Genomic DNA, 16,426 nt, shown 5'->3' with positions numbered 1-16,426 from the left:
GCGGCGCCCGCCGGCCGGTCCGAAGATCTCGGGCCGGCCGGCGGGCGGAGCCGATCAATGTGCTCGCTTACATCATCCGGCGCCTGATCGGGGCCGTGCTCATGCTGCTGCTGGTCAGCCTCGTGACCTTCGGCATCTTCTTCTGGATCCCGAAGCTGGCGGGCCAGACCACCGATCAGCTCGCGGCGGCCTACGTGGGCAAGGCGCCGACCGCGCAGGCGATCCAGGACACCAAGGAGCGCCTCGGCCTGGACAAGCCGGTCATCGTGCAGTACGGCACGTACCTGAAGGGGATCGTCGCCGGTCAGGACTTCAAGGCCGGTCCCGTCGTGGACCACTGCCCGGCGCCCTGCCTCGGCTACTCCTTCCGCACCAGCCAGCCGGTGCTCCCGCAGCTCATGGACCGCGCGCCCGCGACGCTGTCGCTCGCGGCCGGCGCGTCGATCATCTGGCTCGCCGCCGGCATCTCGATCGGCGTGCTGTCCGCGCTGAGACGCGGCAGCGTCTGGGACCGGGTGGCGATGGTCGTCGCGCTCGGCGGCGTGTCCCTGCCCATCTACTTCACCGGCCTGGTGTCGCTCGCGATCTTCTCCTACAGCCTCGGGATCTTCCCCGGCGGCGGCAGTTACGTGCCCTTCACGCAGGATCCGGGGACGTGGTTCCTGTCGCTCGTCCTGCCCTGGGTGACGCTGGCGTTCCTCTACGCGGCGATGTACGCGCGGCTCACCCGCGCGGGGATGCTGGAGACGCTCGGTGAGGACTACATCCGCACGGCGCGGGCCAAGGGCCTGCCCGAGCGGACGGTCATCACCAAGCACGCCCTGCGCTCCACGCTGACGCCGATCCTCACGATCTTCGGCCTGGACCTCGGGCTGATGCTGGGCGGCGCGGTGCTGACGGAGAACACCTTCAGCATCCCGGGCCTCGGCCAGCTCGCGATCAGCTCCATCGGTACCGGCGACCTGCCCGTGGTGCTCGGCGTGACGCTGCTCGCCGCGTTCTTCATCGTCATGATCAACCTGGTCGTGGACCTCCTGTACGCGGCCATCGACCCGAGAGTGAGGCTGGGCTGATGACGGGGGAGCCGTTCCTCTCGGTGCGCGACCTGAAGATCCACTTCCCGACCGACGACGGGCTCGTCCGGTCGGTGGACGGCCTGACGTTCGACCTCGAACGCGGCCGGACGCTCGGCATCGTCGGCGAGTCCGGCTCGGGCAAGAGCGTCACGAGCCTCGGGATCCTCGGCCTGCACAACCGCCGCAACGCGAAGGTGTCGGGCGAGATCTGGCTGGACGGCAAGGAACTGGTCGGCGCGTCGCCCGACGAGGTCCGGCGCCAGCGCGGCCGCAAGATGGCGATGATCTTCCAGGACCCGCTGTCGTCGATGCACCCCTTCTACACGGTCGGCAAGCAGATCGTCGAGGCGTACCGCGTCCACAACGACGTCTCCAAGAGCGTCGCGCGCAAGCACGCCATCGACATGCTCGGCCGGGTCGGGATCCCGAAGCCGGACCGGCGCGTGGACGACTACCCGCACCAGTTCTCCGGCGGCATGCGGCAGCGCGCGATGATCGCGATGGCGCTGTCGTGCGACCCGGAGCTGCTGATCGCCGACGAGCCGACCACGGCGCTCGACGTGACCGTCCAGGCGCAGATCCTCGACCTGCTCCGGGACCTGCAGCAGGAGTTCAACTCCGCGATCATCATGATCACCCACGACCTCGGGGTCGTGGCGGAGCTGGCCGACGACGTGCTCGTGATGTACGCGGGCCGGTGCGTGGAGCAGGCGCCGGTGGACGAGGTCTTCCACGCCCCGCAGCACCCCTACACCTGGGGGCTGCTCGCGTCGATGCCGCGGCTGGACCGGGCGCGTTCGGAGCGGCTGAACCCGATCAAGGGCTCACCGCCCAGCCTCATCAACGTGCCGAACGGGTGCGCGTTCCATCCCCGCTGCGCCTACGCGACGCTGAACGAGGGACGCAGCGAGTCCGAGCGGCCCGAGCTGACGGAGGCCGCGCCGGGGCACCTCGCCGCGTGCCATCTCCCGCTGGACAGGCGGCGGGAGATCTGGGAGTCCGAGATCCGGCCGACGCTGTGACGAGCACGAGTGGGAAGACAGTGAGCACTTCAGAGACCACGACGGACGCGGCGCCCGCCGAGCGTCCGGCCCCGTCCGGCGAGCCGCTGCTCCAGGTGGAGGACCTCGGCAAGCACTTCCCGGTGACGGCCGGGCTGCTGCGCCGCCAGGTCGCCGCGGTGAAGGCCGTGGACGGGGTGTCGTTCTCGGTCCGCCGGGGCGAGACGCTCGGCCTGGTGGGGGAGTCGGGCTGCGGCAAGTCCACCACCGGACGGATGATCATGCGGTTGCTGGATCCGTCGTTCGGGCGGATCACCTTCGACGGCCGGGACATCACCGGGCTGTCGCAGCGGCAGCTCCGGCCCCACCGCCGCGACCTGCAGATGATCTTCCAGGACCCGTACTCGTCGCTGAACCCGCGCAAGACGGTCGGCGCGATCGTCGGGGCGCCGTTCCACCTGCAGAACGTCCAGACCGAGCACGGCGTGAAGAAGGCCGTCCAGGAGATCCTGGAGCTGGTGGGCCTCAGCCCCGAGCACTACAACCGGTACCCGCACGAGTTCTCCGGCGGGCAGCGGCAGCGCATCGGGATCGCCCGCACGCTGGCCCTCAAGCCCAAGCTGATCATCGCGGACGAGCCGGTGTCGGCGCTGGACGTGTCGGTGCAGGCCCAGGTCGTCAACCTGCTGGAGGACCTCCAGGACGAGCTGAACCTCACCTACGTGGTGATCGCGCACGACCTGTCGGTCGTCCGGCACATCTCCGACCGCGTCGCCGTGATGTACCTCGGCAAGATCGTCGAGGTCGCGGACCGGAACGACCTGTACGAGCGGCCGATGCACCCGTACACGAACGCGCTGCTGTCGGCGGTGCCGGTGCCCGACCCGTCCCGGCGGGAGGGACGCGAGCGGATCCGGCTCCAGGGCGACGTGCCGAGCCCCCTGGACCCGCCGCCCGCGTGCCGCTTCCACACGCGCTGCTGGAAGGCGCAGGACATCTGCAGGCAGCAGGAGCCGCCGCTGGTGGCGCTGAGCCCGGGCCACGAGGTGGCGTGCCACTTCCCGGAGAACACGACGGTCAGCGCGACCGACCTGGTGGCGAAGGCGGAGGCGGGACCGTCCGGGTCGGGCGACGCCTGACCCCGGCGCGCACGAGAGCGGCCCGCACGGAACCTTCCGTGCGGGCCGCTCGCGGTCCGGGCCGGGGCCGGGCGCCGCGCGGGGAGACGCGGCGCCGGCCCCGGGGTCACTCGGTGGAGATGGCCCGCAGGACGTCCATCCGGCCCGCCCGCCACGCCGGCCACAGCGCGGCCAGCACGCCGATGACCGCAGCGACGATCAGGTACGTGACGAGCGATCCGTAGGGGATCGACAGGATGTTCAGGCCGTCGTCGGCGAGGGCCTGCTGCAGCGACGTCCCGAACCCGATGCCGATGCCCATGCCGAGCAGGGCGCCGAACACCGCGATCACGATGGACTCGGCCCGGATCATGCGGCGGAGCTGGCGGCGGCCCATCCCGATCGCGCGCAGCAGCCCGATCTCGCGGGTCCGCTCGACGACCGACAGCGCGATCGTGTTGATGACGCCGACCGCCGCGATGATCACCGACAGGACCAGCAGGATCGTGATGAAGCTGATGAGCCCGTCGACCTGCTTGCCGACCTCGTCCTTCAGGTCGGCCTGGTCCTGGACCTTCAGCGCGGGGTTCGCCGCGACGGCCTTGTCCAGCCCCGCCTTGGGCGCCGTGGAGCCGCCGGTGTCGACCGCGACGAACGACACGACCGGACGGGCCGTGTGCGCCAGGTGCGCCTCCTCGGACACGATGCGAGGGCCGACCATGCCGCTCTCGTCGTACACGCCCTTCACCTTCAGCGGCAGCGTCTTGCCGTCGGCGAAGGTGACCGGCAGGACCGACCCGACCGCGACGCCGCGCGCCTTGGCCGTCGGCGCGTCCAGCAGGATGCCGTCGCGGCCCGGGTCGTCGGACCCCGACGTGATCTTCAGCCGCGCCGCCTTGGCCAGCGTGGGCATGTCGGCGGCGATGTAGCCGACCTTCTTGCCCGCGATGACGGCGTTCCCGTCGTACTGGCGGGCGGCGGTCTTCACGCCCGGCACCTTCGTGATGGCGGTGACGGTGGCCGGGTCGATCCCGCCCAGACCGGACGAGCTGATGAGGTAGTCCGCGCCGAACTGGTCGTCGATCTGGGAGTTCACCGACGCCCGGATGGACGCGCCGAGCACGTTCACCGTCGTGATCAGCGCGAGGCCGATCATCAGGGCGGCGGCGGTGGAGGCGGTCCGGCGCGGGTTGCGCAGGGCGTTCTGCTGCGCGAGCCGTCCCGGCACCCGCAGGACCTTCGCGAACGGCCACCCCAGCACCTTGATCACCGGGACGCTGATCAGCGGGGCGAGCATCGTCACGCCGATGAACACCGCGAACGCGCCCGCGCCGACCAGCACCGCGTTGCCGGTGCCGCTGCTCGCCGAGCCGCCGAGGCCGAGGCCGATGAGGACGGCGCCGAGCGCGGTCAGGACCGCGCCGAGCACCAGCCGGATCCGCAGCGACCGCTGGGGGAGCGCGACGTCGTCGCGCATCGCGGCGACCGGCGGGATCTTCGCGGCGCGCCGCGCCGGGAAGTACGCCGACACGACCGTCACGATCGTCCCGACGAGGTAGGACACGATCGCCGTGCGGGCGGTGAACACCAGGCCCCCGCCGCCGACGAACCGCTGGAGCGCGACGGCCAGCCCCGCGCCGACCGCGATCCCGAGCGTGGACCCGACGATCCCGACGGCGATGGCCTCTCCGATCACCGCGCGCGTCACCTGCCGCCGCGCCGCGCCGATCGCGCGCAGCAGCGCCAGCTCACGCGTGCGCTGCGCGACGAGCATCGAGAACGTGTTGAAGATGATGAACGCGCCGACGAACACCGCGATGAGCGCGAACGCCAGGAAGAACGTGCGGAAGAACCCGAGGAACGCCTCGACGTCGCTCTTGTTCTCCGCGCGCATCTTCGTCCCCGTGATGGCCTCCAGGCCGCTGGGGAGCTGGGTGGCGACGCGGTCGCGCAGGACCTGCTCGCTGACGCCGTCGCTGCCGAGCTGGATCTCGGAGAACTGACCGGGCTTGAGCAGCAGCCGCTGCGCGGTCGCGGTGTCGAACGAGGTGATGGTCGCGCCCATCATGTTGCCGGTGTGGACGAGCCCGGTGATCCGCATCGTCTGCGGCGGCCCCGCCACGATGATCTTGACGGAGTCGCCGACGCGGTAGTGCGCCTTCTTCGCCGTCTCCTCGTCCAGCAGGACCTCGCCCGGGCCGTTCGGCGCGCGGCCCGACGACAGCCGCGTCGCGCCGTCGTCGCCGGTCCAGTTGACGCCGAGCTGCGGCGGGCCGGACCCGCCGATCAGCTTGCCGTCGCGGCCGACGACCGCCGCGTACCCGCTGACCTGGCCCTCGGCGGTCTTCACGCCGTCGACGGCCTTCAGCTTGTCCACCAGCGACGCCGGGATCGGCTGGGCGTTCTGCCCGTCGTCGTCCCCGCCGGTGACCTTCTTGGCGCGGACGTCCACCGCGACGTTCTTGCCGACGCTGCTGAACAGGTCGTCGAACTGCTTGCTCATCGTGTCGGTGAACATCAGCGTGCCCGCAACGAACGCCACGCCGAGCAGGACCGCGACGCCCGTCAGCAGCAGGCGCACCTTGTGCGCCATGAGGTTGCGGAGCGTGACCTTGGTCATCATCGGGCCGTGACCCCCGGCAGGTCGAAGCCCTTCATGCGCTCCAGGACGCGCTCGGCGGTCGGCTCGCGCATCGTGTCGACGATCCGGCCGTCGGTGAGGAACACGACCTCGTCGGCGTACGCGGCGGCGGATGGGTCGTGGGTGACCATGACGATCGTCTGGCCCATCTCGCGCACCGAGGACCGCAGGAACTCCAGCACCTCCGCGCCCGAGCGCGAGTCCAGGTTCCCGGTCGGCTCGTCCGCGAAGATGATCTCCGGGCGGGACGCCAGCGCCCGCGCGCACGCCACGCGCTGCTGCTGGCCGCCCGACAGCTCCGACGGACGGTGCTTGAGCCGGGGCCGCAGCCCGACGGTGTCGATGACCCGGTCCAGCCACTCCTGGTCGGGCTTGCGGCCGGCGATGCCCATCGGCAGCGTGATGTTCTCCAGCGCCGTCAGCGTCGGGACCAGGTTGAACGCCTGGAAGACGAACCCGATCTTGTCGCGGCGCAGCCGGGTGAGCTGCTTGTCCTTGAGCTTGGTGAGGTCGGTGCCGCCGATGAAGACCTCGCCGGAGTCGACGGAGTCCAGCCCCGCCATGCAGTGCATGAGCGTGGACTTGCCCGAGCCCGACGGACCCATGATCGCGGTGAAGCGGCCCCGGGGGATCCCGACGGTCACCTGGTCGAGCGCGACGACCTGGGCGTCCCCGCGCCCGTAGGACTTGGCGATCCGGTGCGCCGAGGCGGCGAAGTCACCCGCCCCGGGCGCGGGATGCGCGTCGGCGGTCGATGGGGCGGAGTTCGTCACGGTTGGTCCCCTGTTCGTGGTGAAAAGTCGCTTTGCCCGTTCGCGGAGCGGTGCCCGCAGGCCCGCGCCGCTCACCACAGAACAGTAGGAGTCCGGACGTATCGGGGGATGAGTCTAAGGAAGGGAATCTCCGGTCCACCCCTGGCAGGAGATTCCGGCGATCCATCGTCCTCGGGGACTAGACCGCCACCGGCCCTCTGGGGGACGACCCCGGCCCGCCGCCTCGGGGCCGGTCTCGGCCCGGTTTCAAAGGGGTCTCGGCGGGGTCTCGGTCAGCCCTGGCCCGGACGGCTCAGCCCCGTCTCGTAGGCGTACACCACGGCCTGCACCCGGTCCCGCAGACCCAGCTTGGCCAGCACGTTCCCCACATGGGTCTTCACGGTCGTCTCGCTCACCACCAGCTCCGCCGCGATCTCGGCGTTGGACTGGCCGCGCGCCACATGCGTCAGGACCTCGCGCTCCCGCTCGGTCAGGGTGGCCAGGCCCGGCGGGGGAGCCGAGTCCCGGACGGCGGGCAGCCGCGTCGCGAACTTGTCCAGCAGCCGCCGCGTCACCGACGGCGCGACGATCGCGTCGCCGTCGGCCACGATCCGGATCGCCGCGACCAGGTCCTCGGGCGGGGAGTCCTTCAGCAGGAACCCGCTCGCACCCGCCCGGACGGCCTCGATCACGTACTCGTCCAAGTCGAACGTCGTGAGGATCAGAACCTTCGGGTCGTGCGACGCGGCGCCGTCCCGGATGATCCGCCGGGTCGCCTCGATGCCGTCCACCCCCGGCATCCGGATGTCCATCAGCACCACGTCCGGCAGCAGCGACCGCGTCAGCTCCACGGCCGCCGCGCCGTCCCCGGCCTCGCCGACCACCGCCAGATCCGGCTCGGCCTCCAGGATCAGCTTGAAGCCCGTCCGCAGCAACGGCTGGTCGTCCACCAGCAGGACCCGTACCGCGTTCACCCGGCAGCCTCGCTCACCGTCATCGCCTCCGCTCCGGACGCGGCGCCGTCGCCGCACCGCCCAACCTATCCGTCCCGCGCGGCGCCCCGGTCCCGGGCCGCCGCGCGGCTACGCCTCCAGCGGGAACCGCGCCCGGACGCCGAACCCGCCGCCCACGCGCGGCCCGATCCGCAGCTCGCCGCCGAACAGCGCCACCCGCTCGTACATCCCGACCAGGCCGTGCCCGGGGCTCTCGGCGTCGTCGGCGCTGATCGTCGCGGTGCCGTGCCCGTCGTCCTCGATCTCGACGGTCAGGTCCCGCTCGCCGTAGTACAGCCGCACCCACGCCCGCGCCGCCGGGCCCGCGTGCTTCAGCGTGTTCGTCAGCGCCTCCTGGATGAGCCGGAACGCCGCCACGTCCACGCCCGGCGACGGCGTCCGCGCCTCGCCCTCGATCCAGAGCTGGACCGCGAGGCCCGTCTCCCGGACGTGCTCCAGCAGCTCCCCGACGTCGCCGAGGCCCGGCTGCGGCGCCAGCTCCCCGCCGCCGCCCTGGTCCCGCTCGGTCCGCAGCACGCCGACGATCCGCCGCATCTCGCTGAGCGCCGTCCGGCCGACCTCCTCGATCGTCGACATCGCCTCCCGCGCCCCCGCCGGGTTGCGGTCGATGACGCGCCGCGCCGCGCCCGCCTGCACGGTCATCACGCTCACGTGGTGGGCGACCACGTCGTGCAGCTCCCGCGCGATCCGGGAGCGTTCCTCGATCCGCGCCGCCCGCGCGTCGGTGCCCCGGGCGCGCTCCAGCCGCGCCGCGCGGTCCTCCAGCTCGGCGAAGTACACCCGCCGCATCCGCAGGTTCCGGCCGAGCACCCACGCCCCGGCCACCAGCAGCCCGTTCATCAGGAACACCATCAGCCCGACGTCCCCGGGCGTCGCGGCCAGCACCGCCAGCACCGCCGCCAGCGCCACGACCCCGCCGAGCGCGGCCCGCGCCAGCGGCCGGTGCGCCGCGACCCCGTACACCGCGACCAGGAACGCCGCGATCTCCGGGACCGTCGGCGGATACCGGCCCGCCGTCAGCGCCACCATCGCCCCCACCGCGATCACCAGGACCGGCAGCGGGAACCGGCGCCGCAGCGCCAGCGCCGCCGACGCGATCACCAGCAGCGCGACCTGCCGCGCGTCCGGCCCCGCCCACACCCCCCCGTCCTGCGGCGGACGCTCCAGCAGCGCCTGCGGCAGGCCCACGGCCAGCAGCAGGGCGCCGAGCAGCGCGTCGGCCGCCGGCGGACGCGCCCGGAACCAGGCGCGACAGGCGCGGAGACCGTGAATGCGGGGTGACACGCTTCTCACCCTAGGAGGTCACGACGGCCCCCGACCCCTCCTGGACGCGGATCCCCGATCCTCCCCAAGGAGGACACCGCGTCCACCCCGCGGGCCGCCCGCTCGGCCGCCCGCTCGGCCGCCCGCGGGACGCCTCACGGGTCGTCGCGGCCCGGCGCCGCCATCGCGTCCGCCGGGGACTCGCGCGGCGCCGGCACGGCCGGCAGCGGCGGCGGCGTGCCGCCGAACTCCGGGCACCGCTTTCGGTGGTCGCACCAGTCGCACAGCCGGCTCGCGCGGGGCCGCCACTCACCGGTGTCGGTCGCCCGCCGGATCGCGTCCCACAGCGCCTCCACCTTCCGCTCGGTCGCCCGCAGATCCGCCTCGTCCGGCGCGTACCGCAGCACCTCCCCGTTCCCCAGGTACATGAGCTGCAGCAGCCGCGGCACCGCCCCGCGCAGCCGCCACAGCACCAGCGCGTAGAACTTCATCTGGAACAGCGCCCGCGCCTCGAAGTCCGCGCGCGGCGCCGTGCCCGTCTTGTAGTCCACGATCCGGACCTCGCCGGTCGGCGCGACGTCCACCCGGTCGATGAAGCCCCGCAGCCGCAGCCCCGACTCCAGCACCGTCTCCACGTACAGCTCCCGCTCGGCGGGCTCCAGCCGCCGCGGATCCTCCAGCGTGAAGTACCGCTCCACCTGCCGCCGCGCCTGCTCCAGCCACTCCGCCCGCTCCGCCGCCCCGGCCGCGTCCGCCGCGAACAGCCCGTCCAGCTCCGGCTCCCGCGCCAGCAGCCGCTCCCACTCGGGACCCAGCAGGCCCAGCGCCGCCCCGACCGTCCGGCCGTCCGGCGGCAGGTCGTACAGCCGCTCCAGCACCGCGTGCACCAGCGTCCCGCGCACCGCCGCCGGGCTCGGCCGCTCCGGCAGCTTGTCGATCACCCGGAACCGGTACAGCAGCGGACACGTCATGAAATCCCCGGCCCGCGACGGCGACAGCGACCCCGCCACCTCCACCTCCGCCGCACCCGCGTCCGTGCCCGCATCCGCCTCCGTCGTCATGGCTCACGAGCGTAGGGGAGCCCTCCGACGAAACCGCGCCGGGAATCGCCGTTGTGGACAACGCGTGGACATGCGGCGCACACCCGGCCGGGCGGCGCGGGCCGGGGCCGTAGCATCGGACCGTGACCGACAGCCCGCCCTCGCCGCAGGGAACACCGCCCGCCGGAGACCCCGGCCCGCGCGGCGCCGGCATCCCCATCGGACGCCCGTTCGGCGTCCCCGTCTTCGTCTCGCCGAGCTGGTTCGTCGTCGCCGTCATCGTCACCGTGCTCTTCGAGAGCCAGGTCCACGACGTCGTCGCCCGCCCCGGCAGCTTCGCCGTCGCGTTCGCCTACGCCGTCCTGCTCTACGGGTCGGTGTTCGTCCACGAGCTCAGCCACGCCGTCACCGCCCGCGCCCTCGGCCTGCCCGTCCGGTCGGTCACCCTCCACATCCTCGGCGGCGAGACCTCCATCGGCCGCGAGGCCGACGGCCCCGGCGGCGAGTTCCTCATCGCCCTCGCCGGACCGCTGGTCAACCTCGTCCTCGCCGGACTCGGGTTCGCCGCCCGCGCGTTCGTCCCCCTCCCGCCCGTCGGGCTGCTCCTGCTCGACGCCCTCGCCTTCGCCAACCTCCTCGTCGGCGTCTTCAACCTCCTGCCCGGCCTGCCCCTGGACGGCGGCCGGCTCGTCCGCGCCGCCGTCTGGAAGGCCACCGGCCGCAGCCGCAGCGGCGCCGTCGCCGCCGCCCAGATCGGACGCGGCGTCGCCGTCCTCTGCCTCCTCGCCGGCGCCTACCTCAGCACCCGCTCCACCGACGACGGCGGCATCGGCTGGCTCACCCTCCTGTGGTCCGCGCTCGTCGCGTCGTTCATCTGGGTCGGCGCCACCCAGACCCTGCGCGCCGAACGCATCCGCGAGCGCATCCCGCGCCTCAGCGCCCGCGCCCTCGCCCGCCGCGCCGCCCTCCTCACCGCCGACCTGCCCCTCGCCGAGGCCGTCCGCCGCGCCCAGGCCGAGCACGCCGGCGCGATCGTCGTCGTCGACCACGACGGACGCCCCCGCGGCCTCGTCAGCGAGAAGGCCGTCACCGCCACGCCCGAACACCGGCGCCCCTGGGTCACCATCGGCGACCTGTCGCGCGGCATCGAACCCGGCCTCACCCTCCCCGCCGACCTCACCGGCGAAGACCTCGTGGACGCCCTCCGCAACGCCCCCGCGTCCGAATACCTCCTCCTCGAACCCGGCGGCGGCGTCTACGGCGTCCTCGCCACCGCCGACGTCGACCGCGCCTTCAGCGGCGCCTGACGCGGGCGCCTGACCAGGCCCGGACGGCCGCTAGCCTTGACGCCCATGAGCGAACCCTCCACCCCGCCCGTCCCCGCCGCCGCGACCGGCCGCATCCCGCACGGACCGTTCCGCCCCGGCGACCAGGTTCAGCTCACCGACCCCAAGGGACGCATCAACACCATCACCCTGCAGCCAGGGAAGCTCTACCACTCGCACAAGGGATCCATCCCGCACGACACCATCATCGGCAGCCCCGAAGGCAGCGTCTTCCGCTCCACCGGCGCCGTCGAGTACCTCGCCTTCCGGCCCCTGCTCACCGACTACGCCGTCCGCATGCCGCGCGGCGCCGCCGTCGTCTACCCCAAGGACGCCGCCCAGATCGTCGCGCAGGCCGACATCTTCCCCGGCGCCCGCGTCGTCGAGGCCGGCGCCGGATCGGGCGCCCTCACCTGCTTCCTGCTGCGCGCCGTCGGCGAGCACGGCCTCGTCTCCTCCTACGAGCGCCGCCCCGACTTCGCCGACATCGCCCGCGCCAACGTCGAGCGCTTCTTCGGCGGCCCCCACCCGTCCTGGCGCCTCACCGTCGGGTCCCTGGAGGACGCCCTCGCCGACACCGAGGTGGACCGCGTCGTCCTCGACATGCTCGCCCCCTGGGAGTGCGTCGACGCCGTCGCCAAGGCGCTCGTCCCGGGCGGCATGGTCTGCGCCTACATCGCCACGACCACGCAGATGTCCCGCGTCGTGGAGGACCTGCGCTCCCACGGCGCGTTCGCCGAGCCCTACGCCTTCGAGACGCTGCTGCGCTCCTGGCACGTCGAGGGCCTGGCCGTCCGGCCCGACCACCGCATGATCGGCCACACCGGCTTCCTCGTCACCGCGCGGCGCCTCGCCGACGGCGTCACCCCGCCGCAGCGGCGCCGCCGTCCCGCCAAGGGCGCCTACAGCGCCGACGCCGCGCCCGACAGCGCGTCCGCCGCCGCGCCCGAGGCCGCCGACGACACGCCCGACGAGTCCTAGATCACATTCGGGGGCCGCGCCACGCCCGGGAACTTTTCCGCCGTCCCGGCCGGCGCGACGCCGTCCGGCTGTCCGCCGCCACTTCGCTCTGGGCGGACATAGCCGGTGATGTCGGCAAATCCTGTCGCCACCGGAGCGCGCCGCCGACAAGAACCACCGTCCCACCAGCCCCACAACGCAAACACCGCGCCGCCGCGCCCCCGCGACCGCACCCGCCCCGACACGCCCCCCACGACACGACAACCGAAAGGGCAGGTTACGGAACCGCTCCAGATAGGTAGGGTCTCAATAGGTCGTCGGCTCTCTTCGTGAGGAGGTGACGGGGCGTGGCCGCTCGTGATGATGCTGGGGCGCGCAGCGCGCAGGACAAGGAGGTCAAGGACCTCCGCACTCAGGTTTCCTTCCTGGAGGAGGAGATCTCAGTACTGCGCCGCAAGCTCGCGGAATCCCCCCGCCAAGTACGGGTTCTAGAGGAACGTCTCCATGAGGCACAGGCCAACCTGGCCGCCGCCACGGGTCAGAACGAACGTCTCGTATCGACCCTGAAGGAAGCGCGCGAGCAGATCGTCGCGCTCAAGGAGGAGGTCGACCGGCTGGCGCAACCGCCGTCCGGCTACGGCGTCTTCCTCGAAGCCAGGGACGATGGAACGGTCGACATCTTCACCGGAGGCCGCAAGCTCCGCGTGAACGTCAGCCCGTCCGTCGACGTCGAGGACCTCAAGCGCGGCCAGGAGGTCATGCTCAACGAGGCACTCAACGTCGTCGAAGCCCTCGCCTTCGAGCAGCAGGGCGAGGTCGTCATGCTCAAGGAACTCCTCGACGACGGCGAACGCGCGCTGGTCATCGCGCACGCCGACGAGGAGCGCATCATCAAGCTCGCCGAGCCGCTGCGCGGAGTCCCGCTCCGCGCCGGCGACTCGCTCATGCTCGACTCCCGGTCCGGATACGCCTACGAGAAGATCCACAAGGCCGAGGTCGAAGAACTCGTCCTCGAAGAGGTGCCCGACATCTCCTACGAGGAGATCGGCGGGCTCGGCTCCCAGATCGAACTGATCCGCGACGCCGTCGAACTGCCCTACCTGCACGCCGACCTCTTCCGCGAGCACCAGCTCCGGCCCCCCAAGGGCGTCCTGCTCTACGGGCCCCCCGGCTGCGGCAAGACGCTCATCGCCAAGGCCGTCGCCAACTCCCTCGCCAAGAAGGTCGCCGAGCAGACCGGCCAGGAGGGCAAGAGCTTCTTCCTCAACATCAAGGGCCCCGAACTCCTCAACAAGTACGTGGGCGAGACCGAGCGCCACATCCGGCTCGTGTTCCAGCGCGCCCGCGAGAAGGCCTCCGCCGGAACCCCGGTCATCGTCTTCTTCGACGAGATGGACTCCATCTTCCGCACCCGCGGATCCGGCGTCTCCTCCGACGTCGAGAACACCATCGTCCCGCAGCTCCTCAGCGAGATCGACGGCGTCGAAGGCCTGGAGAACGTCATCGTCATCGGCGCCTCCAACCGCGAGGACATGATCGACCCCGCGATCCTGCGCCCCGGCCGTCTCGACGTCAAGATCAAGATCGAACGCCCCGACGCCGAGGCCGCCAAGGACATCTTCTCCAAGTACATCGTTCCCGGCCTCCCGCTGCACCCCGACGACCTCGGCGAACACGACGACAGCCCCACCGCCACCATCGACGCCATGATCCAGCGCGTCGTCGAGCGCATGTACACCGAGAGCGAAGAGAACCGCTTCCTCGAGGTCACCTACGCCAACGGCGACAAGGAAGTCCTCTTCTTCAAGGACTTCAACTCCGGCGCCATGATCCAGAACATCGTCGACCGCGCCAAGAAGATGGCCATCAAGCAGTTCCTCGACACCGGCCAGAAGGGCATGCGCGTCCAGCACCTGCTCGCCGCCTGCGTCGACGAGTTCAGCGAGAACGAGGACCTCCCCAACACCACCAACCCCGACGACTGGGCCCGGATCTCCGGCAAGAAGGGCGAACGGATCGTCTACATCCGCACGCTCGTCTCCGGCACCAAGGGCGCCGAGGCCGGCCGCTCCATCGACACCGTCGCCAACACCGGCCAGTACCTCTGACCCCCGCACCGACCACGCCGCGGCGCGGCGGCCCGCCCACCGGCCGGCCGCCGCGCCGCGGCACGTCGGCCCCGCCACACCGGCGCCCCGGACCCCGCCCCGTGGCCCCGCCCCCGCCCTCCCGATAGGCTCGACCATATGAGTGTTCGGCGCGTCATGGGCATCGAAACCGAGTACGGCGTCTCCGTGCCCGGTCAGCCAGGGGCCAACGCGATGGTCACCTCGTCGCAGGTCGTCAACGCCTACCTCGCGGCGTCCGCCGCACGGGCCAGACGGGCCCGCTGGGACTTCGAGGAGGAGAACCCCCTCCGGGACGCCCGCGGCTTCGACCTCGCCCGCGAGGTCGCCGACCCCACCCAGCTCACCGACGAGGACCTCGGCCTCGCCAACGTCATCCTCACCAACGGCGCACGCCTCTACGTCGACCACGCGCACCCGGAGTACTCCGCGCCCGAGTGCACCAACCCCCTCGACGCCGTCATCTGGGACAAGGCGGGCGAACGCGTCATGGCCGACGCCGCCGCCCGCGCCGCCCTCATCCCCGGCACCCACCCCATCCAGCTCTACAAGAACAACACCGACAACAAGGGCGCCTCCTACGGCTGCCACGAGAACTACCTCATGCGGCGGCAGACGCCCTTCGCCGACATCGTCCGCCACCTCACCCCCTTCTTCGTCTCCCGCCAGGTCGTCACCGGCGCCGGACGCGTCGGCATCGGCGTCGACGGACGCGGCGAAGGCTTCCAGATCAGCCAGCGCGCCGACTTCTTCGAAGTCGAGGTCGGCCTGGAGACCACCCTCAAACGCCCCATCATCAACACCCGCGACGAGCCGCACGCCGACCCCGACAAATACCGGCGCCTCCACGTCATCATCGGCGACGCCAACATGAGCGAGGTCTCCACCTACCTCAAGCTCGGCACCACCGCGCTCGTCCTCGCCATGATCGAGGACTCGTTCCTCACCACCGACCTCACCGTCGACGCGCCCGTCGCGTCCCTGCGCGCCGTCTCCCACGACCCCGCGTGCAAACACCTCCTGACGCTCCGCGACGGCCGCAAGATGACCGCCGTCCAGCTCCAGCTCGAATACCTCGACCAGTCCCGCAAATACGTCGAAGACCGCTACGGCGCCGACGTCGACGACATGACCAAGGACGTCCTCGACCGCTGGGAATCCGTCCTGCACCGGCTCGGCGACGACCCCATGCAGCTCTCCCGCGAACTCGACTGGGTCGCCAAGCTCGAGCTCCTGGAGGGCTACCGCAGCCGCGACGGCCTCGACTGGTCCCACCCCCGGCTCCAGCTCGTCGACCTCCAGTACACCGACGTCCGCGCCGACAAGGGCCTCTACAACCGCCTCGTCGCCCGCGACCGCATCGACCGCGTCGTCACCGAGAACCAGGTCCGGGACGCCGTCGAGGACCCGCCCGAGGACACCCGCGCCTACTTCCGCGGCCGCTGCCTGCGCCAGTACGCCGACAACGTCGCCGCCGCCTCCTGGGACTCCGTCATCTTCGACGTCCCCGGCCGCGAGTCCCTCCAGCGCGTCCCGACCCTCGAACCGCTGCGCGGCACCAAGGACCACGTCGGCGCGCTGCTCGACCAGTGCCGCACCGCCGCCGACCTCGTCGCGACCCTCACCGGCCAGAACGGCTGACGTCCCGCCACGCGCGCCGCGCCCGGCTCGGCCGGGTCCGGCGCGCGCTCGCGTTTCCGCCCCCTTTTCGTGACCGCTTCGCCCGTTTCACGGGTTCGCGGGACGGCGATAACCCTGCCAGGACCCCCCGGCCCCGCGCGGGCGGTACGGCGGATCATGGCAGCCGCTGGCCGTCGGTGATCGGAGATAGGCTGAGAGGACCGGCAGAGCGGAGGTATCGACATGGCCACGAAGGACACCGGCGGTCAGAAGCAGACCACGCGTCGCACGGAGGAGACCGAGGAGACGCAGGCCACGACTGGCGAGGACGTCCAGGAGCGGCAGGAGAAGCTCAGCGACGACGTCGAGGCAATTTTGGACGAAATCGACGAAGTTCTCGAGGAGAATGCGGAGGAATTCGTCCGTGGGTACGTCCAAAAAGGCGGGGAATGAGCTAGTTCGCCCGAATTGCTCATCTTGAAAATCAGAAT

13 protein-coding genes are annotated in these 16,426 nt (G+C 71.8%); 8 read left to right on the top strand and 5 right to left on the bottom strand.

Going from position 1 to position 16,426, the window contains the following annotated elements:
- The first annotated feature begins 59 nt into the window (after positions 1 to 59).
- Genes BTM25_RS28260 through BTM25_RS28250 form a run of 3 tightly spaced genes read left to right on the top strand, consistent with a single transcriptional unit; the run spans position 60 to position 3,216 of the window.
- Positions 60 to 1,073, top strand: coding sequence for an ABC transporter permease (locus BTM25_RS28260; RefSeq protein WP_103566663.1), 1,014 nt, complete (start codon positions 60 to 62; stop codon positions 1,071 to 1,073).
- A complete protein-coding gene (locus BTM25_RS28255; RefSeq protein ID WP_103566661.1) occupies positions 1,073 to 2,098 on the top strand; it encodes an ABC transporter ATP-binding protein in 1,026 nt (341 codons plus the stop codon). The genes BTM25_RS28260 and BTM25_RS28255 overlap by 1 nt, the downstream gene beginning before the upstream one ends.
- A 20-nt stretch (positions 2,099 to 2,118) precedes the next feature.
- Positions 2,119 to 3,216 carry an ABC transporter ATP-binding protein gene (locus tag BTM25_RS28250; RefSeq protein WP_103566659.1) on the top strand — a complete coding sequence of 366 codons (1,098 nt, stop codon included), beginning with the start codon at positions 2,119 to 2,121 and terminating at the stop codon, positions 3,214 to 3,216.
- A gap of 106 nt (positions 3,217 to 3,322) precedes the next feature.
- Here BTM25_RS28250 and BTM25_RS28245 read toward each other — a convergent pair whose 3' ends face one another.
- The 5 genes from BTM25_RS28245 to BTM25_RS28225 all read right to left on the bottom strand — a co-directional run bounded on the left by BTM25_RS28245 (position 3,323) and on the right by BTM25_RS28225 (position 9,925).
- Positions 3,323 to 5,818: an ABC transporter permease gene (locus BTM25_RS28245; protein WP_235828750.1), complete on the bottom strand. Its 2,496-nt coding sequence runs from the start codon at positions 5,816 to 5,818 to the stop codon at positions 3,323 to 3,325.
- On the bottom strand, positions 5,815 to 6,609 hold the full coding sequence (locus BTM25_RS28240; RefSeq protein ID WP_103566656.1) for an ABC transporter ATP-binding protein: 795 nt from the start codon (positions 6,607 to 6,609) through the stop codon (positions 5,815 to 5,817). Before BTM25_RS28240 ends, BTM25_RS28245 begins: the two co-directional genes overlap by 4 nt.
- A gap of 272 nt (positions 6,610 to 6,881) precedes the next feature.
- Positions 6,882 to 7,562 (bottom strand): response regulator, encoded by a 681-nt coding sequence (locus BTM25_RS28235; protein WP_103566655.1) that lies wholly within the window; start codon positions 7,560 to 7,562, stop codon positions 6,882 to 6,884.
- 108 nt (positions 7,563 to 7,670) lie between these two features.
- Positions 7,671 to 8,885 (bottom strand): sensor histidine kinase, encoded by a 1,215-nt coding sequence (locus BTM25_RS30785; protein ID WP_103566653.1) that lies wholly within the window; start codon positions 8,883 to 8,885, stop codon positions 7,671 to 7,673.
- 134 nt (positions 8,886 to 9,019) lie between these two features.
- On the bottom strand, positions 9,020 to 9,925 hold the full coding sequence (locus BTM25_RS28225; protein ID WP_103566652.1) for a RecB family exonuclease: 906 nt from the start codon (positions 9,923 to 9,925) through the stop codon (positions 9,020 to 9,022).
- A gap of 122 nt (positions 9,926 to 10,047) precedes the next feature.
- On the opposite strand from BTM25_RS28225, the gene BTM25_RS28220 reads away from it, so the two are divergent.
- The 5 genes from BTM25_RS28220 to BTM25_RS28200 all read left to right on the top strand — a co-directional run bounded on the left by BTM25_RS28220 (position 10,048) and on the right by BTM25_RS28200 (position 16,388).
- Positions 10,048 to 11,211, top strand: a complete 1,164-nt coding sequence (locus BTM25_RS28220; protein ID WP_235828749.1) for a site-2 protease family protein — start codon at positions 10,048 to 10,050, stop codon at positions 11,209 to 11,211.
- A gap of 45 nt (positions 11,212 to 11,256) precedes the next feature.
- Complete coding sequence (locus tag BTM25_RS28215) at positions 11,257 to 12,210, top strand: tRNA (adenine-N1)-methyltransferase (protein ID WP_205648315.1); 954 nt, start codon at positions 11,257 to 11,259, stop codon at positions 12,208 to 12,210.
- A 326-nt stretch (positions 12,211 to 12,536) separates the two neighbouring features.
- Positions 12,537 to 14,297, top strand: a complete 1,761-nt coding sequence (arc, locus tag BTM25_RS28210) for a proteasome ATPase (protein WP_103566650.1) — start codon at positions 12,537 to 12,539, stop codon at positions 14,295 to 14,297.
- A gap of 138 nt (positions 14,298 to 14,435) precedes the next feature.
- A complete protein-coding gene (gene dop, locus BTM25_RS28205; protein WP_207657006.1) occupies positions 14,436 to 15,956 on the top strand; it encodes a depupylase/deamidase Dop in 1,521 nt (506 codons plus the stop codon).
- A gap of 222 nt (positions 15,957 to 16,178) precedes the next feature.
- A complete protein-coding gene (locus BTM25_RS28200; protein ID WP_103566646.1) occupies positions 16,179 to 16,388 on the top strand; it encodes a ubiquitin-like protein Pup in 210 nt (69 codons plus the stop codon).
- The last annotated feature ends 38 nt before the right edge of the window (positions 16,389 to 16,426 follow it).

Source organism: Actinomadura rubteroloni, assembly GCF_002911665.1.
GTDB classification, from domain to species: domain Bacteria; phylum Actinomycetota; class Actinomycetes; order Streptosporangiales; family Streptosporangiaceae; genus Spirillospora; species Spirillospora rubteroloni.
Note: the sequence above shows the minus strand (reverse complement) of the source record. Positions and strands in the feature narration are given on the sequence as shown.